At 47.7% G+C, this 24,150-nt stretch carries 17 protein-coding genes and 1 pseudogene; 8 read left to right on the forward strand and 10 right to left on the reverse strand.

Annotated elements, in window-relative coordinates:
* The first annotated feature begins 75 nt into the window (after nt 1-75).
* A complete protein-coding gene (gene mutS, locus D0T92_RS01550; RefSeq protein WP_151049574.1) occupies nt 76-2,664 on the forward strand; it encodes a DNA mismatch repair protein MutS in 2,589 nt (862 codons plus the stop codon).
* A 91-nt stretch (nt 2,665-2,755) separates the two neighbouring features.
* Nucleotides 2,756-2,884 (forward strand): annotated as a pseudogene (locus D0T92_RS01555) (IS5/IS1182 family transposase); the annotation flags it as partial.
* A gap of 141 nt (nt 2,885-3,025) precedes the next feature.
* Here the strand turns inward: D0T92_RS01555 and D0T92_RS01560 are convergent.
* Complete coding sequence (locus D0T92_RS01560; protein ID WP_151049576.1) at nt 3,026-3,298, reverse strand: hypothetical protein; 273 nt, start codon at nt 3,296-3,298, stop codon at nt 3,026-3,028.
* A 331-nt stretch (nt 3,299-3,629) separates the two neighbouring features.
* Entirely contained in the window at nt 3,630-3,836 is a 207-nt protein-coding gene (locus D0T92_RS01565) for a glycine zipper 2TM domain-containing protein (protein ID WP_151049579.1), read from the reverse strand.
* Nucleotides 3,837-4,024: 188 nt separating this feature from the next.
* On the opposite strand from D0T92_RS01565, the gene D0T92_RS01570 reads away from it, so the two are divergent.
* Together D0T92_RS01570 and D0T92_RS01575 are read left to right on the forward strand one after the other, a co-directional pair.
* Nucleotides 4,025-4,471, forward strand: coding sequence for a CopD family copper resistance protein (locus D0T92_RS01570; RefSeq protein ID WP_151049581.1), 447 nt, complete (start codon nt 4,025-4,027; stop codon nt 4,469-4,471).
* 108 nt (nt 4,472-4,579) lie between these two features.
* Entirely contained in the window at nt 4,580-5,554 is a 975-nt protein-coding gene (locus D0T92_RS01575; RefSeq protein WP_151049583.1) for a TerC family protein, read from the forward strand.
* 297 nt (nt 5,555-5,851) lie between these two features.
* Here D0T92_RS01575 and D0T92_RS01580 read toward each other — a convergent pair whose 3' ends face one another.
* The 5 genes from D0T92_RS01580 to tldD form a co-directional block, all read right to left on the reverse strand.
* Nucleotides 5,852-7,450 carry an isocitrate lyase gene (locus D0T92_RS01580; RefSeq protein ID WP_151049585.1) on the reverse strand — a complete coding sequence of 533 codons (1,599 nt, stop codon included), beginning with the start codon at nt 7,448-7,450 and terminating at the stop codon, nt 5,852-5,854.
* A 589-nt stretch (nt 7,451-8,039) separates the two neighbouring features.
* On the reverse strand, nt 8,040-8,771 hold the full coding sequence (locus D0T92_RS01585) for a dienelactone hydrolase family protein (protein ID WP_151049587.1): 732 nt from the start codon (nt 8,769-8,771) through the stop codon (nt 8,040-8,042).
* Between the two features lie 193 nt (nt 8,772-8,964).
* Nucleotides 8,965-9,915 (reverse strand): ABC transporter ATP-binding protein, encoded by a 951-nt coding sequence (locus D0T92_RS01590; protein ID WP_151049588.1) that lies wholly within the window; start codon nt 9,913-9,915, stop codon nt 8,965-8,967.
* A 16-nt stretch (nt 9,916-9,931) separates the two neighbouring features.
* Entirely contained in the window at nt 9,932-11,470 is a 1,539-nt protein-coding gene (locus tag D0T92_RS01595; protein WP_151049590.1) for an ABC transporter permease, read from the reverse strand.
* 196 nt (nt 11,471-11,666) lie between these two features.
* The gene (tldD, locus tag D0T92_RS01600) at nt 11,667-13,112 is read right to left on the reverse strand and encodes a metalloprotease TldD (protein WP_151049592.1); all 1,446 of its coding nucleotides are present in this window, start codon (nt 13,110-13,112) and stop codon (nt 11,667-11,669) included.
* A 586-nt stretch (nt 13,113-13,698) separates the two neighbouring features.
* Between tldD and D0T92_RS01605 the strand changes: the two genes are divergently transcribed.
* Nucleotides 13,699-14,469, forward strand: coding sequence for a ParA family protein (locus D0T92_RS01605; RefSeq protein WP_151049594.1), 771 nt, complete (start codon nt 13,699-13,701; stop codon nt 14,467-14,469).
* A 98-nt stretch (nt 14,470-14,567) separates the two neighbouring features.
* On the opposite strand, the gene D0T92_RS01610 is transcribed toward D0T92_RS01605, so the two are convergent.
* Nucleotides 14,568-15,251, reverse strand: coding sequence for a 2,3-diphosphoglycerate-dependent phosphoglycerate mutase (locus tag D0T92_RS01610; RefSeq protein ID WP_151049596.1), 684 nt, complete (start codon nt 15,249-15,251; stop codon nt 14,568-14,570).
* Nucleotides 15,252-15,642: 391 nt separating this feature from the next.
* Here D0T92_RS01610 and betB point away from each other — a divergent pair, with 391 nt between their 5' ends.
* The gene (gene betB, locus D0T92_RS01615; protein WP_151049598.1) at nt 15,643-17,106 is read left to right on the forward strand and encodes a betaine-aldehyde dehydrogenase; all 1,464 of its coding nucleotides are present in this window, start codon (nt 15,643-15,645) and stop codon (nt 17,104-17,106) included.
* 230 nt (nt 17,107-17,336) lie between these two features.
* Here the strand turns inward: betB and D0T92_RS01620 are convergent, their stop codons facing one another.
* Nucleotides 17,337-18,656, reverse strand: a complete 1,320-nt coding sequence (locus tag D0T92_RS01620; protein WP_151049600.1) for an alpha-hydroxy-acid oxidizing protein — start codon at nt 18,654-18,656, stop codon at nt 17,337-17,339.
* A 628-nt stretch (nt 18,657-19,284) separates the two neighbouring features.
* On the opposite strand from D0T92_RS01620, the gene betA reads away from it, so the two are divergent.
* A complete protein-coding gene (betA, locus tag D0T92_RS01625; RefSeq protein ID WP_151049602.1) occupies nt 19,285-20,973 on the forward strand; it encodes a choline dehydrogenase in 1,689 nt (562 codons plus the stop codon).
* Nucleotides 20,974-21,187: 214 nt separating this feature from the next.
* Nucleotides 21,188-23,200, forward strand: a complete 2,013-nt coding sequence (gene betT / locus D0T92_RS01630) for a choline BCCT transporter BetT (protein WP_151049604.1) — start codon at nt 21,188-21,190, stop codon at nt 23,198-23,200.
* Between the two features lie 103 nt (nt 23,201-23,303).
* Here the strand turns inward: betT and D0T92_RS01635 are convergent, their stop codons facing one another.
* On the reverse strand, nt 23,304-24,131 hold the full coding sequence (locus tag D0T92_RS01635) for a TIGR02391 family protein (RefSeq protein ID WP_151049606.1): 828 nt from the start codon (nt 24,129-24,131) through the stop codon (nt 23,304-23,306).
* Nucleotides 24,132-24,150 lie beyond the last annotated feature (19 nt).

The following is a 24,150-nucleotide window of genomic DNA, read 5'->3' on the forward strand; positions in this document are numbered from 1 at the left end:
CCTTTTCAGACGGCCTCATCTATTCACCCTTTTGCTACAATATCGTTTCTTTTTGCAATACAAAGGCCGTCTGAAATGACCAAACCCGCCGTTTCACCGATGATGCAGCAATATCTCGACATCAAAGCGCAGCATACCGACAAGCTGGTGTTTTACCGCATGGGCGACTTTTACGAGCTGTTTCTGGATGATGCCGTCGAAGCGGCCAAATTGCTTGACATTACCCTTACCACGCGCGGGCAGCTGAACGGCGAGCCCATTAAAATGGCCGGCGTGCCGTTTCATGCCGCCGAGCAGTATTTGGCGCGGCTGGTGAAGATGGGCAAAAGCGTCGCTATTTGCGAGCAAACCGGTGAAGTAGGGGCAAGTAAAGGGCCGGTAGAGCGCAAGGTCGTGCGCATTGTAACGCCCGGCACCCTAACCGACAGCGCCTTTTTAGAAGACAAAGAAACCAACCGCATTGTGGCCGTGAGCGACGGCAAAAAACACATCGGGCTGGCATGGGCATCGCTACAAAGCGGCGAGTTTAAAGTTAAAATCACCACCGCCGACAAATTGCCTGACGAGCTGGCGCGTTTGCAGGCCGCCGAAATCCTGCTGCCCGACAGCAAAACCGCCCCGCAGATTCAGGGTGCCAATATCACACGGCTCAACCATTGGCAGTTTGCCCCCGATACCGCCGCCAAACTGCTCACCGATTACTTCGGCAGCCAAGACCTGCTCGGCTTCGGTTTGAACCCCGACGAACATGCCGCCGCCATCGGTGCGGCCGGAGCGCTGCTCAACTATATCCGCCTCACTCAAAACCATCTGCCGCAACACCTCGACGGCCTGTCGCTGGAAACCGACCACCAATATATCGGCATGGATGCCGCCACCCGCCGCAACCTTGAAATCACCCAAACCCTCACCGGCAAAAAAGCGCCGACGCTGTTTTCAGTATTGGACGAATGCGCCACCCACATGGGCAGCCGCCTGTTGGCTTTATGGTTGCACCACCCTTTACGCAGCCGCCAACATATTCAGGCACGGCAGCAGGCGGTTCAGGAGTTGCAAGACCATCATGCCGATTTACAGGGCCGTCTGAAAACCATTGCCGATATCGAACGCATTGCCGCGCGGATTGCCGTCGGCAATGCCCGCCCGCGCGATTTGGCATCGTTGCGCGATAGTTTGTTTGTGCTGGCCGAAATCAAGCTGCCCGAAACCGGCGGCAGCCTGTTGCAAACCCTACAAAATATCTTTCCCGAAACCCTGCCGCTGGCCGAAAAGCTTAAAGCCGCCATTCTGCCCGAGCCTGCCGTATGGCTGCGCGACGGCGGCGTGATGAATCAGGGCTTCAATACCGAATTGGACGAATTGCGCCATATTCAAACCCACGGCGATGAATTTTTATTGGCACTCGAAGCACGCGAACGCGAACGCACCGGCCTATCCACCTTAAAAGTGGAATTCAACCGCGTACACGGTTTTTATATCGAGTTATCGAAAATACAGGCCGAACAGGCGCCCGACGACTACCAACGCCGCCAAACCCTGAAAAATACCGAGCGCTTTATTACGCCCGAATTGAAAACCTTTGAAGAGAAAGTGCTCACTGCCCAAGAGCAGGCGCTGGCGTTGGAAAAACAATTATACGAAGCGCTCCTGGCCGATCTTCAGACGGCCTTGCCACAATTGCAAAAAGCCGCCAAAGCCGCCGCATCGCTAGATGTATTGGCCACGTTTGCCAAACAGGCGCAAGAGCGCGCTTATGCCTGCCCCGTGTTTACCGATTATCCCCTTATCGACATCGGCAACGGCCGCCATCCCGTTGTCGAGCAGCAGGTTCGCCATTTTACCGCCAACCATACCTTGCTCGACCACAAACAGCGGCTGATGCTGCTCACCGGCCCCAATATGGGCGGTAAATCCACTTATATGCGGCAGGTCGCGCTGATTGTTTTGCTGGCGCACACCGGCGCGTTTGTGCCGGCCGATTATGCCAAAATCGGGCCTATCGACCAAATTTTCACCCGTATCGGCGCATCCGATGATTTGGCCGGCAACCGTTCCACTTTTATGGTCGAAATGAGTGAAACAGCGTATATCCTCCACCACGCCACCGAGCAATCATTGGTTTTGATGGACGAAGTCGGCCGCGGTACTTCCACTTTCGACGGGCTGGCACTGGCGCAGGCCATTGCCGAACATCTGATACAGAAAAACAAATCGTTCAGCCTGTTTGCCACCCATTACTTCGAGCTGACCCGTTTGCCCGAAGCCCACGCCGGCGCTATAAATATGCATTTATCGGCCTTGGAAGAAGGGCGCGATATTGTTTTTCTACACCATATCGAGCCCGGCCCGGCCAGCAAAAGCTATGGTATTGCCGTTGCCAAACTGGCCGGTATCCCCGCCCGCGCCCTCAAAGCCGCTTATAAACATTTGGGCGAACTCGAAGCCCAAGCCGCCGCCAACCGCCCGCAATTGGATATCTTTGCCATGCAGCCGTCTGAAAATGAAGATAGCGATTCGGATATCACCGCAGAAGAAACCGCCGAACCCAATCCGGCATTGGAAGCTTTGGCTTCTATCCATCCCGACGAACTAACACCGCGCGAAGCCTTAGATTGGGTGTATCGTTTGAAGAAATTGCTTGAAAACGGTGATAGTGAATCATAAAGATAGTTGATTGATTCAGACGGCCTGAGACCTTTTCAAAAAAACCAAAAAACCCCTTAAATTCTTCACCAAGATATTTAAGGGGTTTCTTATGAGTGCTTTCTGCCAACAAACCGCACAAGCCATGATTGCCAAACACATCGACCGCTTTCTTTGAGTAAAGCTTGAGCAGGTGATTGATTGGCAGTCGGTAACACAGTATCTAAACCACCAGAAAACCTGTTTTAAAGTGATATGTTTGAGCCTGTTAGTCGCCTTCTAGGCATCAGAGGAGAGGTGTTTGATGCATAAAAATGCATTTAAATATCTGCAACTAACTAAAAACTTTCTAATTTTTAATAAATATTTTTAGTTTGCCAAATCAATCATATTGTCCACGTATTTTATGGTCATAATCTTCTCCTAAAATTTCTTTTCTTTGGTCTATGGTCAATGCATTCCATAATGTCTCATAATATAATTTATGAATTGTAGGATAATATTCATCTCCAAATTTTTGTATTATATTAATATTTCCGAATCTGTCCGGATCATGAAAAATATCGTTTAATTCCTCTATTAATAAATAAATTTCCATGATCTCGTCTCTATTTAAAATCTTCATGTATTTCTTTCTCATATATTTCTTTTTCATATATTTATCCTAAAATTAATGATTTCTATGGTAAGCTGGGTTTCTACCATATGGACAGGCATCAAAATCAACGTAACGACCTGTTCTTCCTTCTTTTAAAATAAATTTTTCTTGAAAATCTTTTGAATTCATGGGTTTGTATTTGGCAGGACGGTAAATGCTTTATTCTGATCACGTGGAATAATAATATTTAAAGATTGAATACCTTTCATTTTTTTGGAATTAGTAAAATGACGTATCAGTATTATCCGGTTGTAAAAAGGCCGTCTGAACAAACCGGATTAATGGTTTTATTCAGACGGCCTTTGATTGACGTTGGCTAAGCAGTCATTTATTTGTTGATTTGACTACCCACTACGCCACCTAAAGCAGCACCACCTAAAGTAGCACCGGTGTCGCCACCGATCAGGTTGCCGGCTACACCACCGATAACGGCGCCGGTAGCAGTGTTACGTTGAGTGCGAGACATGCTTTCGCAAGCAGTCAATGAACCGGCAACGGCCAGCAAAGCAATAGCTTTAACGATAGTAGATTTCATAATATCCTCCTGGAAGAAAGAGTAAGTGTTGGTATTAAAGGGCAGTTTGCTTGTGTTCATAACTTTATAGTGTTGATTAAGCGGACTACCCATATTGACATGACTCAGTATGGCATATTGGGCAAATAATGGTATATTGTTCGATGTAAAGAGTATTAAAACTGCGAAAGAGTTTGAAAGCATATTTTATGAGCGTTTATTCTGTTGCACATATCATACATCTTTTCTGCGCGATTGCTTTTGTGGGCGGGGTATTTTTTGAAACATTGGTGTTGTCGGTGGTTCACAGCAAGCAGGTGTCGCGGGAAGCGCGGCGCGAAGTGGAAAAAGCGATTGCCCGCCGCGCGGTGCGGGTGATGCCTTGGATTGTGGGCGGGGTATTTTTGTCCGGCTTAACGATGGCACACCGTTATGCCGCCATACTCGCCGATCCGTTTGCTTCTTCTTTCAATACCCAGCTTTTTTTGAAAATATTGCTGGCGTTTAGCGTGTTGGTGCATTTTTTGATTGCAGTCACCAAAATGCGGCGCGACACGCTCACGGTGGCTTGGTCTAAATACATTCACCGGGCGGTATTAGTGCATATGATATTGATTGTATTGCTGGCAAAAACGATGTTTTATGTGACTTGGTAGTGCCAACCTGTTTTCAGACGGCCTGAGATTGCCCTTTGTCGGGTTTATCGGTATCGGTTGTGCTAGAATAACCGGCTTTGATGATTATTGCGTTATTTTAGGAATTTTATGGTTGAGCATCCCTCGGTTGGGACACCCTTGTTTTACGGGGTGTTTTTTATTGCCGTTTTTATTATGATTATTATCGACATGCTGTCTTTGAAGAAGACGGGTGTGCATAAGGTCAGCGTAAAAGAGGCATTAGTATGGTCTTTAATATGGATTAGTGTATCGTGCCTTTTCGGCGGTTGGTTGTATTTCGAGCTGGCAGGCAATCCGCTATACGGGCATGTGGTGGCTAAGCAGAAAGTGCTGGAATTTTTTACCGGCTATGTATTGGAAAAATCATTGGCTGTTGACAATATCTTTGTGTTTTTAATGATTTTTTCTTATTTTAAAGTTCAGCCCAAATATCAGCACCGGGTTTTGCTGTATGGTGTGTTCGGCGCCATTGTGCTCAGAATGTTGATGATCTTTATCGGTGCGGTATTGGTTGAAAAATTCGAGGCGATTCTTTATGTGTTCGGCGCATTCTTGCTATATACCGGCGTGAAGATGATTCGCGAAAGTGATGAAGACGAAGATACGGATTTGTCTCAAAACAAAATGCTGAATTGGATTAAACGGCATGTTCCCGTGAGCCGTAATTTTCATGGTGAAAAATTCTTCACTGTTGAAAACGGCAAGTATATTGCCACACCGATGCTGTTGGTGCTGATGATGGTGGAGGTAAGCGATATTATTTTTGCCGTAGACAGTATCCCGGCGGTTTTTGCAGTTACCACCGACCCCTTTATTGTGCTGACTTCCAATATTTTTGCCATTCTCGGTTTGCGGGCGATGTATTTTCTATTGGCCGACATTGCCGACCGCTTTATTTTCCTGAAATTCGGTCTGGCTTTTGTGTTGAGCTTTATCGGTATTAAGATGTTAATAACGCCGTGGGTACACATACCGATTGCTTTATCTTTGGTGATTGTGTTTGGGGCTTTGGCGGTGTCTATTATTGTTTCACTGATATATAGCCGCCGTCAGCAAAGTTGAATGCGAAATATATTGGAGTCGGGCAGATGCATGAGTATCTGCCCGATTTTTGATGGGATGGAAATTGGGCCGTCTGAAAAAAATGATTTATCGGCCGTGTAAAGCATAAGCAGAAAAAAAGGCAGTCCGTACGGACTGCCCAAATATCTCAATCAGAGATTTACGCTTCACAAACAATACTACACAGGCTGTTGCCTGCCTTTATCTGTGCGGTAAAACCGTAACGGCGGAACCGTACAGATAAAGAGGGCGGCTTCAGAAACCTCCTGGAGTAAAAGGTCGTCTGAAGCCGTTCTCTTACGAGAATTGGTTCATGGTGTTGTCTTTACCGCCTGCTTTCAAAGCAGCTTCGCCGGCAAAGTATTCTTTGTGGTTGTCACCGATATCCGAACCGGCCATATTTTGGTGTTTCACCGTAGCGATGCCGTTGCGGATTTCCTGACGTTGAACGTTTTTCACATAAGAGAGCATGCCTTCTTCTGCGAAGTAGTCTTTTGCCAAGGTGTCGGTAGACAGGGCGGCGGTGTGGTAGGTCGGCAGGGTAATCAGGTGGTGGAAAATACCGGCTTCGCGTGAAGCATCTTTTTGGAAGGTGCGGATTTTCTCATCTGCTTCTTTAGCCAAGTCGCTTTCGTCGTAATCAACACTCATCAGTTTGGCGCGATCATAAGCGGAAACGTCTTTACCGGCTTCTTTCCATGCATCAAACACTTGTTGGCGGAAGTTCAGTGTCCAGTTGAATGACGGGCTGTTGTTGTATACCAGTTTGGCATTCGGAATCACAGCGCGAACTTTATCCATCATTTCTTTAATTTGGCCGACGTGCGGTTTTTCGGTTTCGATCCACAATAAATCGGCGCCGTTTTGCAACGAAGTGATGCAGTCTAAAATCACGCGGTCGATACCGGTACCTTTACGGAATTGGAACAGATTGCTCGCCAAACGGGTTGGTTTGATGGTTTTACCGTTGGTGTTCACAATCAGATCACCCGGTTTGATTTGTGAAAGATCGGTAACTTCTTCGCCTTCCAAAAAGCTGTTGTATTGGTCGCCCAAGTCGCCTTTTTCGGAAGAGAACGCAATTTGTTTGGTTAAGCCGGCACCAAGAGAGTCGGTACGGGCAACGATAATACCGTCGTCTACACCCAATTCTAAGAATGCGTAGCGAACGGCACTGATTTTGGCCAAAAAGTCAGTATGCGGTACGGTTACTTTACCATCTTGGTGGCCGCATTGTTTTTCATCGGATACCTGGTTTTCGATTTGGATACAGCAGGCACCGGCTTCAATCATTTTTTTCGCTAAGAGATAGGTCGCTTCTGCATTACCGAAACCGGCATCAATATCGGCAATAATCGGCACCACGTGGGTTTCAAAATTATCGATTTGATTTTGAATCTCTTTGGCTTTGGCACTGTCGCCAGAACGGTTGGCTTCATCTAAAGCGGTGAACAGCAGATCTAATTCGCGTGCGTCGGCTTGACGCAGGAATGTGTAGATTTCTTCGATTAGTTCAGGCACGGTGGTTTTTTCGTGCATGGATTGGTCGGGCAGGGGGCCGAATTTAGAACGCAAACCGGCAACCATCCAACCTGAAAGGTAGATATAGCGTTTGGCGGTATTTTTTTGGTGTTTCTTAATAGAAATCATTTTTTGCTGGGCAATAAAGCCGTGCCAGCAGCCTAGCGATTGGGTGTATTTGGCATGGTCGGCATCATATTCGTCCATGTCTTTACGCATAATGGCAGCGGTATATTTAGCAATGTCCAAACCTGTTTTGAAGCGGTTTTGCAAACGCATACGGGCAACATATTCGGGGGTGATATTGTGCCAACCCTCGCCATGCTGGGTTTTCAGTTCGTCTGCAACTTTAATCTCGTTTTGATAATTTGCCATTTAAGTAACTCCTTTGTTCTCGCTTGATTTTTGGATAACCGGTGTACATCATTCTTGTAACTCGGTGTAGTCGGAATGTACCTTTTTTTTTCAGGCTTGCCAAGATGTTCAAACAAGGGCATACCAGCTTTTAAAATGAATAGATAATTATATTTTTAAAATATTTGGCATTTATTATCAAATAAATAGCTAATTTTGTTTTTTAATTTTTATATAAGTTGTTATTCAGCATTTATTGTTGTAATGTAAAAATTATAATTTATATGCTTTTAATATAAGAATAGATTAATTTATTGAAATAAAAAGAAATTTATTTTTATTTTTATAAAATGATAATGAATGGGTTAAGATGTTGAAAATAATATTTTTATTTTATTAAGTAGTTTTATGTAGTAATGATATTAATAAATTTCTTTTTAAATAAAAACGTTGTAAATGGTTGTTGTTTCAGGCTTATGATGATTTCAGACGGCTGGGATATAAACAATGTGATATCTCCATACAGTCGGATAGGAATAAAATAAAAGCAGATAGGCTTTGGTATCAATACCGCTTATCTGCTTTTATTAAAGGGCTTGCGCGCACTTTTTTACAGTGTACGTTCTAACAGATTCAACATATTTTGCCATGCGGTGGCAGCGGCTTCTTCGTTATAAGCCAAGTCGGTGCCGTTTTTCTCTGCATTTCGGGTAGCTTGGGGGTTGGTAAAGCCGTGTTTGGCATTGGGGAATATGTCAACATGGTAACGTACTTTGGCGTTATCCATTTCTTGGCGGAATGCGGCAATATTATCCATAGTAACCATGCTGTCTTGACCGGCATGTTCAACGAGTAATTCGCCTTTAATAAAGCCTTCTTGTACAGGGGCTTCTGATGTCACAAAGCCGTGAAAGCTGGTAACCGCTTTTAAATCCATGCCACGCCGTGCCATATCCAAAGCAACGCGGCCGCCAAAGCAGAAACCGATAACACCAATACTGTGTGGGTTGACTTCAGGTTGTGCGGCCAGTGCATCATAAGCCAATTGGGTGCGATCCGCCAAAATAGTGGGGTCAGACAGGGTCTGAGTCATCCATTCATTGGCTTGGGCGGCATCATCTGTTAAGCGTGCTTCGCCATATAAATCCATAGCTAATGCAGCATAACCCTCTTCTGCCAAGCGCTCGGCTGAATGCTTGACATGTTCGCTCAAGCCCCACCATTCCGGTGCCACTAATACGCCGGATAAGTCTTGAACAGTTTGATTAGGCAGATAAAGTTGGCCTTTAAAAACCATGCCGTCGGCAGTGGTATATTCAATGGTTCGGGTGATAACTGACATAAAGAGCTCCTTTGTTGGATGATGAGGTTTCAGACGGCTTAAAGCTTAATAGAAGGTTTTTCGGTAGGCAAGAGGTGTTACCGCAAAGAAGTTTAATGATTTTGAAATCGTGATGGTTTTATTGTGGAAGCCGTGCTGATGAATACAAGTAATGCCTTTATTTTCAAACTGTTTCAGACGGCTTCCTGGTATTTCAGCGGTCGAACCATACAATTTTATCTTCGTCTACCCGCAGCGGCCATTGGCTGCCGGTTTGCAGGTCTAAGCCTTCGGTTTGGGCGGGGTCGGGCAGTAGTAAGATTTCGCCGTATTGGGGGTGTTGCATACCGAGCAGGTTGCGGTCGGGCAGGCGGGAAAATTGGGTTACGGTGCAGATGGTGCCGCCGGCTTGGTTGAAATGCAGTGCTTGTTGGGGAATATAGTGGGTGTCGTTCACATTATAAGCACCGATTAAACGCGCTGCCCGTGCGTTCACCGGTCGGTTAATCAAGGCGTCTGGTGTGGCCGTCTGAAGGATTTTGCCGCTATCCATCAGCGCGATATGGTCGGCGAGGGTAAATGCTTCTTCCGGGTCGTGGGTCACCATCACGGCGGGGATATTGCGGCGGCGGATATGGTCGGCGGTAAATTGCCGCAAATGGTGGCGCAGGCCGGTATCCAAGCTGGAAAAAGATTCGTCGAGCAACATCAGTTTCGGATCGGTGACTAAAGCGCGCGCCAGGGCGACACGTTGCTGTTCGCCGCCGGAAAGGCTTTCCACCCGCCGTTGTGCTTCGTTGCCCAAACCCACTTCGGCCAACATTTCCATGGCTTTGGGATAGGATTCTTTGCGCCCGATGCCTTGCATTTTGAGACCAAAAGCAACGTTTTGCAGGGTGTTGAGGTGGGGCAGTAGGGCATAATCTTGAAACACCAGCGAAATGCCGCGTTGCTCGGGCGGCAGCTGAGTATGGTCGGTGCCGTTTATCCATACTTCGCCGCTATCGGCTTGCACCAATCCGGCGATTATTTTTAATAAAGTGGATTTTCCGCATCCGGAACGCCCGAGGATGGCCAATAGTTTGCCGTCGCCGACTTCAAGGTTAATATCGTCGGCAACGGTTTTTTCGCCATAGTGTTTATGAATGTGTTTGAGTTGCAGCATATTGGCGGATTCCTTTTCAGACGGCCTGTTCGCGTTTTTCAACGGCATCGAGCAAGATAAAAACGATAAAGGCGATAAACATTAAAATGGCCGTCAGCACCATGGCGCGGTCGTGATTGTCGGCACCGGCCGTACCGAGATAATGATAGATTAAAGTGGTAAGTGTTTGCCATTCGGGGCGGGATAAAAATAAGGTGGCGGCAAATTCGCCCACACAAGTGGCGGCGGCCAATGTGAGGCCGCGCCGCAATGAGGGCAGCAATAAAGGGGCGGTAACCGAAACGGCCGTCTGAAAAGGTGTCGCGCCCATACTGCGGGCGGCTGCCGTATAGCCGGCGGGTAGGCCGTCCCATGCGGCCAGTAGGTCTTTGGTGATAAAAGGATAGGCCAACAGCGCGTAGGTGGAAACCAATAAAGGCAGCGAAGCCGTCCATTCGGGATAGAGCAGCAGCAGGCCGAAAGCCACGCAAACGGGCGACACCATAAACGGCAGAAAAGTCAGCCCGCGCACCCATGCCGCCCTTCGAGCCAATGCGGCATGGAAAATGCCGAGCAGCATGGCCAACAGCATGGCCGAAAAAGTAAAGCGCAGCGTATTCCATACCGCATGCAGGGTGTCCGCTTCCCGCCATACCTGCCAAGAGCTGCCGGCCTGAACGGCTTGGAGCAATACTGCCAATAAAGGCAGGGCACAACACACGATCAACAATAGCCATGCAGTGGCCAACAGCGCTTTGGCTGCAGGGCTTCGGGGCGGGGACGGCGGCAACGGCTGTATGCTGCGGCCGCTTGCGGTACGGCGGCTTAACCAAGCGTAAAGCAGCCCTGCCAATGCGGTAATACACAACACCAGCAAAACCAATACCGACGCTTGCGCCATATCCAATTCATAGGCAATCAGTTGGTAAATTTCCACTTCAACCGTTGCATAGCGGTTGCCGCCCAAGAGTATTGCCAGCCCGAATCCTGAGAAACAATACAGAAACACCAAGCACATGCCGCCGGCCAGCCAAGGCTGCAATACCGGCCTTTCCACATACCAAAAGCGTTGCCAAGTGCCCGCACCCAGTGTTTGCGCCGTATAGAGCCGTGCGGCGGGCACTTGTAAAAAGCCCTGATAGGCCGCGCGGATAAGTACGGGCAGATTGAAAAACACATTGCCGTATAGCAATAAATAAGGCGTGCCGTCCCAACCCGCCCACAATAAACCGTGCGGACCGAACAGCGCCAATACACCCATACCGGCCACTAAGGTCGGCATCACAAAAGGCAGCATCAGCAGCCGCAAAATCCAACGCCGCCCCCGAAAGTCCAACCTAGCTAACACCCAAGCAATCGGCACGCCGGTTAATAAGGTGAGCAGACAGGTAATCAATGCTTGCAGGGTCGTCCAGCCGATACGGGTTTGAATGTAAGGGTCTTGCAACACCTGCCACACCGGGCTGGCGTTGTCGTATAGTGCCAGCGCAATCAGCGGCGCCACAACCATTACGGCCAGAAAACCCAGCGGCAACAGGGCGATGAGTAAGGTGGAAATAAAACGGGGGCGTGCCATGAGCGATTATCCGGAAAGCGGCCGTAGCCGACGGGTGGGGCTATTATACAAGCTGCACAGTGCTAGGATAGTGGCGGCCGCTTTGGCTGTTTAAATAGGATGAAATCTGAATGTGAAAGGCCGTCTGAAACATTCAGACGGCCTATGGTTAAAGCATTGTATTGAACATATTTTCAGACGGCCTGATGATGCAACATCATACTTCGCTGCCGCCGACAATCAGGCCGGAATCAATCCGCAACGTCGGCTGACCAACGCCGACGGGTACGCTTTGGCCGTCTTTGCCGCACACGCCCACGCCGCTATCCAAAGCCGTATCGTTGCCGATCATGGAAACGTGTTTCAACACATCGGGGCCGTTGCCGATAATGGTGGCGCCTTTGACCGGATATTGCAGCTTGCCGCCTTCGACCCACCACGCTTCGGAAGCGCTGAACACGAATTTGCCGCTGGTAATATCCACTTGGCCGCCGCCGAAGTTTACGGCGTAAATCCCTTTATCGACCGAAGCGATAATTTCTTCCGGATCATGGCTGCCGTTTTCCATAAAGGTATTGGTCATGCGCGGCATGGGGGCGGACGAATAATTTTCACGGCGGCCGTTGCCGGTTACCGGCACGCCCATTAAGCGGGCATTGGTTTCATCCTGCATATAGCCCGTTAGAATACCGTCTTCGATTAAAACGGTACGGCGGGTTTCGTTGCCTTCGTCGTCGATATTAAGCGAACCGCGGCGGTTGCTAATATCACCCTGATCCACGACGGTAACGCCTTTGGCGGCAACACGTTCGCCGATGCGTCCGGCAAAGGCGCTGGTTTCTTTACGGTTAAAATCCCCTTCCAAACCGTGCCCTACCGCTTCGTGCAGCAGCACGCCCGGCCAGCCGTTGCCCAAAACAACCGTCATGGCGCCGGCCGGAGCGGGGCGGGATTCGAGATTGGTAAGCGCTTGTTTCACCGCTTTTTGCACATAGCTGCTGATGCGTTCGTCGTCGAAATAATCCAAGCCGTAACGCCCGCCGCCACCGGCACTGCCTTGTTCGCGGCGGTCGCCCTGTTTGGCAATCACGGTTACATTCAGGCGGATCATCGGGCGGATATCGGCGGCATGTTTGCCGTCCAAGCGGGCGATATAAATCAAATCATATTCGCAGGTCAGCCCCGCCATCACTTGTACGATACGGGGGTCGGCCGCTTTGGCCAAGGCTTCGACTTTGTGTAAGAGTGCCACTTTGGCGGCGGAATCTAATCCGTTAATAGGATTGTCCATAGTATGGATCTGTTTGCCGTAATAAGGCGTGGGAATCTGAACCTTAGCCGTTTGGCCGCCTGCCGCCCCGATTGCCCGCACGGCTTGGGCGGAGCGTTCAATCGAAGAGGTATCCAAACTATCGGCATAGGCAAACGCGGTTTTATCACCCGACACCGCCCGCACGCCGACGCCTTGGTCTATTTGGAAACTGCCCGATTTCACCATCCCTTCTTCTAAGTGCCAGCTTTCAAAAGCAGTGCGTTGGCAATAAATATCGGCATAATCCACATGATGACTGCCGATAATCTTGAGGTTACGGCTGAGTATTTCAGGTGAAAGTTGGTTGGCTTCCAATAAATCACGTTGTACGGTTTGGTAGGTGTGAGGCATTTTCTGATTCCGTCAAACAGATATCGAGGTATCTGTTTATTATGAAGTGGGTTTGTAATATGGGGATATTATACGGGATTTACAGCCCGATTGTGGGCAGTTTGGTTAAGTTTGGCTATGAGTAATATTAAAAAAACAGCATGGATAAAAATTAAATTATGTTGTTTTTCATATACTTATAAAAACAAAGTAATTTAGTTTGTTTTTATTATTGATAATTATTATTATTTATTGCAAAATAAAGACACTTGGCAGACATCCTAATGCCGAGTCCATTAAACACCCAAATAGCTTAAACTCATTTTTATCCCTCTTAAATCTTATTTAAATCGGAGTGCGCGTATACGAGAAAATTTGTTCCCTTTACACCAAAATACTCAAAACCGAAACACAAAGCCGCTAGTTATATAGCGGCTTTGTGCTTTTGCAGCTTATTTTCATGGTTATCTAGCATTTTTACAGGTTTTCTAAATATCTGCTGCTATTTTATTTATTATTAGAATCACACCTTTCAGACGGCCTTTTTACCATTCGACGGCAAATAACGGTACAATTCAGCCAACTTTAAAAAACAGGCAGCATAAGAATGGGCATCAATATTATCGCCGTTGCCAATCAAAAAGGCGGGGTCGGCAAAACCACAACCGTGGTGAATTTAGCCGCTTCATTGGCGGCGCAGAAAAAACGCGTATTGGTTATCGACCTCGACCCGCAAGGCAATGCCACCACCGGCAGCGGCATCGATAAAAGCAATATTTCCAGCGGCATTTATCAGGTTTTATTGGGTGAGGCCACAATTAAAGAGGCTTTATTGCACAGCAAAAACGGCGGCTACGATATTTTGGCGGCCAACCGCACGCTGGCCGGAGCGGAAGTGGAGCTTGTTCAGGAGCTTGCCCGCGAAATGCGTTTGAAAAACGCCGTGGCTGCGGTGACGGATGATTATGATTTTATATTGATAGACTGCCCGCCCACACTGACGCTACTGACCTTAAACGGCTTGGTGGCGGCCAACGGCGTGATTGTGCCGATGGTGTGCGAATATTATGCGCTTGAAGGGATTTCGGATTTGGTTGCCACCATTCGGAAAATCCGCCAAGCGATTAATCCGAAGCTGGATATTCTCGGCATTGTGCGCACACTTTACGACAGCCGTAGCCGCTTGTCGCAAGAGGTTTCCGAACAGCTTCAGGCGCATTTCGGCAAACAGCTTTTTGAAACGACCATTCCGCGCAATGTGCGCTTGGCCGAAGCCCCCAGCCACGGTATGCCCGCCTTGGCTTATGATGCCAAAGCCAAAGGCACGGTGGCTTATTTGGCTTTGGCAGACGAACTGTTGAAGCGCGTTGCCTCTTAAAAGAAAAGTATTGTGTTAAATCACTGAATAAAATCAATAAAGGCCGTCTGAATGGTTTTCAGACGGCCTTTCATTTGATTGAATCAGATGCAATTGAATTAAAGATAGAATTTATCCAATACTTTCAAATTGTCGTCCAAACGGTATACCAACGGTTGGCCGGTTGGAATTTCAACGCCCATAATATCGTCGTCGGAAATGCCTTCGATATGTTTCACCAAAGCACGCAGGCTGTTGCCGTGTGCGGCGACCAAAACACGTTTGCCGTTCAAAATAGCGGGGGCGATTTGGTCTTCCCAGAAGGGCAAGACGCGCGTTAGGGTTACTTTTAAGTTTTCACCGTCGGGCACCACATCGGCAGGCAGGTGGGCATAGCGGCGGTCGTTGTGTGCTGAAAATTCATCGTTGCTGTCGAGCAGGGGCGGTAAGGTGTCGTAGCTGCGGCGCCAGATATGCACTTGCTCGTCGCCGTATTTTTCAGCGGTTTGTTTTTTATCCAAGCCTTGCAACTGGCCGTAGTGGCGTTCGTTCAAGCGCCAAGTTTTGATTTGCGGCACCCATAATTGGTCGGATTCTTCCAACACGATATTGCAGGTTTTGATGGCACGGGTTAAAACGGAAGTGAACGCGATGTCGAATAAATAGCCTTTTTCTTTCAATTTCCGTCCGGCTTCGGCCGCTTCCGCCAAACCTTTTTCGCTTAATTTTACATCGCGCCAGCCGGTAAACAGGTTTTTGGCATTCCATTCGCTTTGCCCGTGGCGGATAAATACTAATTCCATCGTATTGCTCCAAAGAAAGTGTTGGTTGAAAAGCCTATTTATAACATATTTTCCGTTTTTCGTTATCGATTGCCGCTGTTTTACCGGTATTTTTCTATCGCTTGAAACCGTGTTTGATTTTTCTTAAAAAGGCCGTCTGAAGAGTCTTTCAGACGGCCTCATCATATCGCCGACGCTATGACAGGCCGTCTGAAATATGTTATAAAGAAAAATAAATATCAATAACGCAAAGTGACTATTTGCACACCTATATACGGCAGCCTGCTGCTTTTCTATGCTCGAACACAAATCAAAGCCTCTAAATGTTTCTACTGCCGTATTCGTTTTATTTATCCGTCCGAACCGCCAAGTTTCAAGCCGGTTGGGCATCTGCTAAGAAAGATTACCTGATATGGAAAAATTAACCGCCTATATTAACGGCGCCTATATTGCCGAGAACCCACAAGCCGAAACCCTGCAAAACATTAATCCTGCCAACGGCGAAGTGCTGGCCGAGATTCAGCAAAGCAGTGCTGATGAAATTGAAAGTGCCGTACAGGCCGCAATTGCCGGACAAAGGATTTGGGCGGCGATGACGGCGGTAGAACGCAGCCGTATTTTATTAAAAGCCGTAGCCATTTTGCGCGAACGCAATGACGAATTGGCCAAAATCGAAACCTTGGATACCGGCAAACCGTTGTCGGAAACGCTGTATGTAGATGTGGTAACCGGTGCCGACGTAATTGAATACTATGCCGGATTGGTGCCGGCTATCGAAGGCCGCCAAATTCCGTTGCGCGAAAGCAGCTTTGTTTATACCCGCGAAGAGCCGCTTGGCGTGGTGGCCGGTATCGGCGCGTGGAACTATCCGATTCAGATTGCCATGTGGAAAGCCGCACCGGCTTTGGCAGCCGGCAATGCCATGATTTTCAAGCCCAGCGAAGTCACGCCGAGCGGGGCTTTAAAACTGGCGGAAATTTTCACCGAAGCAGGTTTGCCCGATGGCGTGTTTAACGTGGTGCAGGGCGATTGGCGCGTAGGTGAAGCATTGAGCACCCATCCGCAGATTGCCAAAGTATCGTTTACCGGCGGCGTGGTGACCGGTAAAAAAGTGATGTCGCAAGCAGCCGCTTCATCCTTAAAAGATGTGACGATGGAACTGGGCGGCAAATCACCGCTGATTATTTGCGACGATGCCGATTTAAATCTGGCGGCCGATATTGCCATGATGGCCAATTTTTACAGCTCCGGCCAAGTGTGTACCAACGGTACCCGCGTGTTTGTGCCGGTGAAAATGAAGTCTGCTTTCGAAGCCAAAATTTTAGAACGTGTGGAACGTATCCGTATCGGCGATCCGCTTGATGAGCAAACCAATTTCGGCCCGTTGGCCAGCTTCCCGCATATGGAAAAAGTGTTGGGCTATATTGAAAAAGGCAAAGCGGAAGGCGCAACATTGCTCACCGGCGGCACCCGTTTGCAAGATGGTGCATTGGCGCAGGGGGCTTATGTGGCGCCGACGGTATTCACCGATTGCACCGATGAAATGGCGATTGCCCGCGAAGAAATTTTCGGCCCGGTAATGAGTATTTTGCCCTATACCACCGAAGAAGAAGTGATTGTCCGCGCCAACAATACCGAATATGGTTTGGCGGCAGGCGTGGTATCGCGTGATATTAAGCGCGCCCACCGTGTGATCGGTCAGATTCAGGCCGGTATCTGTTGGGTGAATGCGTGGGGCGAATCGCCGGCGCAAATGCCCGTAGGCGGTTATAAACAATCGGGTGTTGGTCGCGAAAACGGTATTCAAACCCTCATGCACTATACGCAAACCAAATCGGTGCAGGTTGAATTGGGCGATTATCAGTCGGTATTCTGAGAATAGCTTGTGTTATTTCCCAATATAACTCAGCCTATACCGTTGGAGTATCGGCTTTTATGGCAGTAAAAAAGCAGTGATATTGTTTTGTATCGATAAAAAGCTGCTTCAATGACGAACGCAGCTTTTTAGTTGAATACTATTAAATTATTTTTTCAGACGGCTTAAGCCATAAAAAAGCCGGGCAATATACCCGGCTTTCTAGCTTTTACAATCTTATAGATTCAAGATTAGCCATTGTAGGTGTCAAATTTTTCGTTTTCACCAACGATGTCAATATAGCTTGAGTTTAAATCAGACAATTTGGCCGCGCCAGACAACAACATGGCAGATTTCAAGTCGTTGTTGAGGTAGTCAATGACTGATTTCACACCTTGAGCACCGCCCATAGCCAAACCGTAAAGCATAGGACGACCCACGGCAACAGCATCGGCACCCATGGCAATAGCACGGACAATATCGATACCATAGCGAACGCCGCCATCTAAAATAATCGGTACACGTTTGTTAACCGCTTTAGCAATAGCAGGCAATGCAGTCATGCTGGCAGGAACGCCGTCGATTTGGCGGCCACCATGGTTGGAAACCTGAATGGCATCGGCTCCGGCACGGATGAATTTGTCAGCATCGTCAGGACGCAAAATACCTTTAACAATCACAGGCAGGCCGGTAAATTGTTTGATAAATTGAACGTCTTTAGTGGTTAATGATGTTTTTTGGTTAAAGAAGTTGCCTGAACCGCCTTTTTTCGGATCGTGGTTACCGAAGTTTCTATCCGGACGGAAAGGGCTGCCCATAGCTTGGAATTCTTCAGGTTGACCCGGGCCTAAGGCATCGGCAGTTAAAATGATAGCAGTGAAACCGGCTTTTTTGGCACGGGTTAACAGTGAGCGGGTAACGGCTTCGTCATTGTTGTAATACAACTGGAACCATTTTGGGCCGGTAGTGGCGCGGGCGATTTCTTCCAAAGTAGCATTTGATGCACCGGATGAGCAGTATAAGGTATTGGCTAGGCCGGCACCGCGGGATGTATCGATTTCACCTCTTTCGTGAACCATGGCGTGTGCGCCCATAGGTGCAACCATAACAGGAGAAGGCATATTCAAGCCCAGTAATTTGGTAGAGATATCGATGTCGTCGCGAGACAAACCAACCAAACGCTTGGCGGCAATGCGGTAATCATTAAAAGCACGGCGGTTTTCGTGCATGGTCCATTCAGCACCGGCAGCACCTGATACGAATGCGAAACCTGCTTTAGGAATGACTTTGCTGGCTTCTTTTTCCAAACGGTCCAAGCCGACAACTTTAATTGCTTTCTCTGCTGTGCTGGCACCGTAAGCAGAAGAGCGGGCACGTGTTGCCGTAGCTGCAGCAGCCGCAGAATTGTTATTGGCCGCAAATGCGCGGGTTCCCAATAAGGGCAATGCACCCAGTCCGGCACCGGCAGCTAAAAGTTTGCGTCTGGAGATGCCGTTGTCTTTCAGAATGGCTGAAGCGGATTTTTCCTTTTCTTCTGATGGAGTGTTTAATAAGTTTTTGTTTGAACTCATGCTTATATCCTTAATATATAAAATTATTTGGAGGCATAAATAAATTGTATCGGAGCGAATATTGTAAAATATTAAATATGTTAATATTCATAAAATGAAATATCAATAATGCATGATATGTCTATATGTATATAGCTGCTCGAAATAATTTACGATAACCATCATAAGATGATATGTTGCTTAAAGCAAATTTACCAAGTAATTAATTTTGGTAATAGTTAAATTAGTTGCAAAAGAACTGAATTTTGTGATGTTTTATCATCAATTGCTTTAAACTGCTTTATTATTCTGTGACATAGTAAAGAAATTTTCGGTGAATACAACAAATATGAAGAAAAACACTATTCAATATAAGTTAATGTTTTGTAAATATTGGCTTTATTTTTCACTAAAATAAATGAATAACCTATTTTTGTTATATTGATACCAATAAAAACCATACAGATAATGATTGTAATGGCTATATTTGATTTATATTGATGATAGAACCAGTTTTAATAAATATTTAATTAGTTAAAGTGTTGTATGTAAATAATTTTTATTTTTAAATTATTTGATTTTATACAATACGGTTAACACGAATTCTCTATAAAGTTTATTTTAAAAGATAAAGAAAGAAGGAAGCTTAATGTCATTAAAAACTGCTTACGACTACATTATTATCGGTGCCGGTAGTGCCGGTAATGTGTTGGCTGCACGGCTAACCGAAGATGAAAATGTCTCCGTATTACTGCTGGAAGCGGGTCTGCCAGATTATCGTTTGGATTTCCGCACACAAATGCCGGCCGCATTGGCAATGCCGCTGCAAGGCACCACCTATAACTGGGGTTATAAAACCGATCCCGAGCCGCATATGAACAACCGCCGTATGGATTGCGGGCGGGGTAAAGGTTTGGGCGGTTCGTCGTTGATTAACGGTATGTGTTATATCCGCGGCAATGCGATGGATTTCGATAATTGGGCGCAACAGCCCGGTTTGGAAGATTGGACTTATCTCGACTGCCTGCCTTATTTTAAAAAAGCAGAACAGCGCGATGCCGGTGAAAACGATTACCACGGCGGCAGCGGCCCGGTGCATGTAACCACCGCTAAGCCCGGCGTGAATCCGTTGTTTGAAGCGATGATTCAGGCCGGTGTGGATGCGGGCTATCCGCGAACCGACGATTTAAACGGCTATCAGCAGGAAGGTTTCGGCCCGATGGATCGTTTTGTAACGCCTAATGGCCGCCGTTCTTCAACCGCACGCGGTTATTTGGATATGGCCAAACACCGCGACCGCCTAACCATTCTCACCGGCGCACTGACCGACACGATTTTATTCGACGGCAAACGGGCGCGGGGGGTGCGTTTCAGCCATAAAGGGCAAACGCACAGCATTGATGCCCGCCGTGAAGTGTTGTTGTGTGCCGGAGCGATTGCTTCGCCGCAGATTTTACAACGCAGCGGTGTCGGCCCCGGGGCATGGTTGCAAGAAGCCGGCGTGAGCGAAATTCTTGATTTGCCCGGCGTAGGCAATAATTTGCAAGACCATCTCGAGCTTTACATGCAGTATGAATGTAAAGAACCGGTTTCGATTGCACCGGCAACAAACTGGTGGAACAAACCCGCTATCGGTGCCGAATGGATGTTTATGGGCACCGGCCTTGGCGCAACCAACCATTTCGAAGGCGGCGGCTTTATCCGCAGCGATGAAAAATTCGCTTGGCCGAATATCCAATATCATTTTCTACCCATTGCCGTTCGCTACGACGGACGCAATGCCAGCAAGTCGCACAGTTTCCAAGCACACGTTGGATCGATGCGTTCGCCCAGCCGCGGCCGTATTAAACTGAAATCACGCGATCCGGCCGAGCATCCGAGCATTCTGTTTAACTATATGAGCCATGAACAGGATTGGGAAGAATTCCGTGCCGCCATCCGCATCACGCGCGAGATTATGAATCAACCTGCGCTCGACCGTTATCGCGGCGACGTGATAACCCCGGCTGCCAATCTGCAAAGCGATGCCGAGCTGGACGAATATGTGCGCAACCATGCCGAAACCGCTTATCACCCTTCTTGCACCTGTGCGATGGGTGAGGGCAATGATGCTGTGGTGGATAATGAAGGCCGCGTACACGGCATTGAAGCCTTGCGCGTGGTGGATGCTTCGATTATGCCGACCATTATTACCGGCAACCTCAATGCCACCACCATTATGTTGGCAGAAAAAATCGCCGACAAAATCCGTGGCCGCCAACCGTTGCCCAAATCAACTGCGGCTTATTATGTGGCCGGAGATGCGCCGGTGCGCGGAGAAGCCAAGCGCAGTAGTTAAATATTTTTCAGACGGCCTAAAGTATCGTATGGAGGCCGTCTGAAAACCAAGCGGCATTAATTGATTGTCGCCGGATGGCCGTTATGGTTTAGGCCGTCTGAAAAAGGAGAACATAACAAACAGTTTGATCATGTTTATTCAGACGGCCTCACAGGCTGTTTGAGGCCGTCTGAAACTTATTGTTCTTGATTTTAAAATAATATAAGGAGAACGCATGCATAATGCCTCTAATCACACGGAAGCGGAGCTACCGAAGCTGGCGGTGAACAAAACCGTGTTTACCGCCGCTTCGGTAGCATCTGTTGCCCTTATCGTATTTACGATTATGTTCCCCGAGCTCAGCGAAAATGTGCTCGGCAGCGCTTTGCGTTGGATATCGGATAAATTCGGCTGGTATTACATGCTGGTTGTGGCCGCTTATTCGATTTTCGCTATTTTTGTCGGCGCATCGCGCTATGGCGATATCAAATTGGGTAAAGACCAAGACCGTCCCGACTTTCCCTATCTGGCTTGGGCCGCAATGTTGTTCTCGGCCGGTATCGGGATCGATTTGCTGTTTTTCGGTGCTTCCGAACCGCTGACCCACTATCTCACCCCCAATATCGGCGAGGGCGGTACACCCGAAGCGGCACGGGCGGCGATGGCGCAAACTTTCTTACACTGGGGTTTGCACGGTTGGGGTATTTACGCCTTAATCGGTATGGCGCTGGCGTATTTCGCTTACCGCAAAGACATGCCGCTTGCCCTGCGCAGTGCTTTGATGCCTATTTTTGGCCGCAAACGTACTGAAGGCTGGCTGGGGCACACCGTTGATACCTTCGGTGTGGTGTGTACCCTGCTCGGTATTGCCACCAGTCTCGGTATCGGCGTATTGCAGGCCAATGCGGGTTTGAACCATGTATTCGGTATTCCGACCAATAAAATGGTACAAGCCATTATTATTGTTTCGGTGGTGATTGTGGCCGGATTATCGGCGATGTCGGGCGTGGAGCGCGGTGTGCGCCGTCTTTCTGAAATCAATATGTTGGGCGCTACTGTTCTACTAATCGGCCTGCTGTTTATGGGCTCGACCGTGTTCCTATTGAACGCGCTTACTGAAAATATCGGTGATTACTTCCAAACCATTATCGGCAAAACTTTCCAAGTGTATGCCTATAACGGTGATCAAGGCGCGGAATGGAAATCAGGCTGGACCATATTTTTCTGGGCATGGTGGGTAGCATGGGCGCCGTTTGTCGGCCTGTTTATCGCCCGCATTTCACGCGGCCGTACTTTGCGTGAATTTGTGTTCGGCGTGATGTTTATCCCGCTTGGCTTTATCTTTGCCTGGTTCTCGATTTTTGGTAACAGCGCCATTGAAATGGTGAATAACGGTGCGGTGGCTTTAGGCGAAACCGCCCTGCAAGACCCGGCAATGGGCTTGTTCGCACTGCTTGAGCATTATCCGCTTTCCTCTATGTGGTCGTTGTTGGCGGTGGTAATCGGTTTGATTTTCTTTGTTACCTCTGCCGACTCCGGCGCGCTGGTATTGGCAAACTTAAGCTCGAAAAACCTTGCTTCCGGTGCCGATGCGCCGATTTGGATGCGCCTATTCTGGGCGGCTGCCACAGGCCTAATCACCCTCGGCCTGCTTTTTGCCGGCGGCTTTGGCTCGTTGCAATCGGTATCGGTTGTCGCAGGCTTGCCGTTCTCGCTTATTTTGGTGCTTTACATGATTTCTTTGTGGATATGCTTGCAACAAGAAGGCAACAAGCGCAAAGCCAACCTTATCGACCGCGCAATGGTATTGGATAACGGCCGCAACTGGCGCAACCGTTTAAGCCGCTTGGTGAACTTCCCCGATGCCGAAGATGCTTCGCGCTTTATGACTCAAAGCTTGCAACCGGCTATGCTGGAAGTAGCGCATGAATTGCAGGAAAAAGGCATTGAAAGCAGGCTCACGGAAGACAAAGAAAACCGTGCCTTGAAATTGGCTGTATTGCATGGTGAAGAAATTGATTTCTTATATGAAGTCCGCTTATTAGAAGCCGTTAAACCGGTATTCGCTTTGAGTCAGGCTTCTAATCTGGCACCGAAAGGCGAACAAGAAGTCTATTACCGTGCCGAAGTATTCTTGGTTGAAGGCAGTCAGGATTACGATATTGTCGGCTACACCAAAGAGCAAATCATTATTGATATTTTGAATCAATATGAACGGCATATTCAGTTTTTGCATTTTGAGCGTTAAAGTAAAAAACTAGGTTGTTATGCAACTTAAATAAACAAGAGGCCGTCTGAAAGGATTTCAGACGGCCTCTTGTTTATTAATTAAACGTATTACGGATAATTAGCTAATTAGTTTTAACGGAATTTTTTATTGTTTTTCCCAATCTTGTTGGCACGGCATCATCTAGTTTTCTATGCAATAATGATAACAGCGAAAGATAGTCGGCAGTATCATTTTCTCCGCTCCATAGTATTTTAGGTTCATGAGCAAGGGGGTTTCTGATTGCTGCAAAGCATCCTTTTAGTAACTGAGCAAAGCCCTTATGCTCCGATTTTTCTGTTTCAGTACGTAAAGTATTTATTGCTAGAAGTGGCCTTTCGACAGAAAAAACTTTATCAATTAACTGTGCCCCGTCACCGTCTGTACCAGATAATTCCCGAATTCGTTGTGCGAGCCCTTTTGATGCTTCGAAAACGGCATGAAAGTAGTTTTCCTGCATTAATTCTGCACGACAGTATTTCTCAACTTCTGAGTGTATCGCTCGGCCTTTTAAACGTTCACGAATGGTTTGTACTCGTTTCTCTGCCTCATCAAGCGTAGTTGCTGGATGAACAATTCTGAACTGGCCGTCTTTCCCTAACTCAAGCCCAACCATCACAAGAATAGTATTAAGTTTGGTTCGGTGGTTTTCTAATTCTTCGTTACGACCGACAAAGCGGGCAGGGGTTAAAAAAGAGCGGATAAAATCCAATATTTTATTAGGGCTGTTTGTTTCTTTTTGCGAGGTTAGGAATATAAAGTATAAGCGTCGCCATTTGGTCGACTCTCCCGAATGATCAGGTAAACCTCTGTCATTTAGTATCCGTGTAATGTCTGTTCCAGAACCACACTCACCTAAAACTCGGGCAAGTGCTTCTATGGTTCCTTCATTAAATGGTTGTTGTTGGCTCATTGTAGTCTCATATTACTTG

Origin of the sequence: Neisseria zalophi (genome assembly GCF_008807015.1) — a bacterium.
In the GTDB taxonomy this organism is placed as follows: domain Bacteria; phylum Pseudomonadota; class Gammaproteobacteria; order Burkholderiales; family Neisseriaceae; genus Neisseria; species Neisseria zalophi.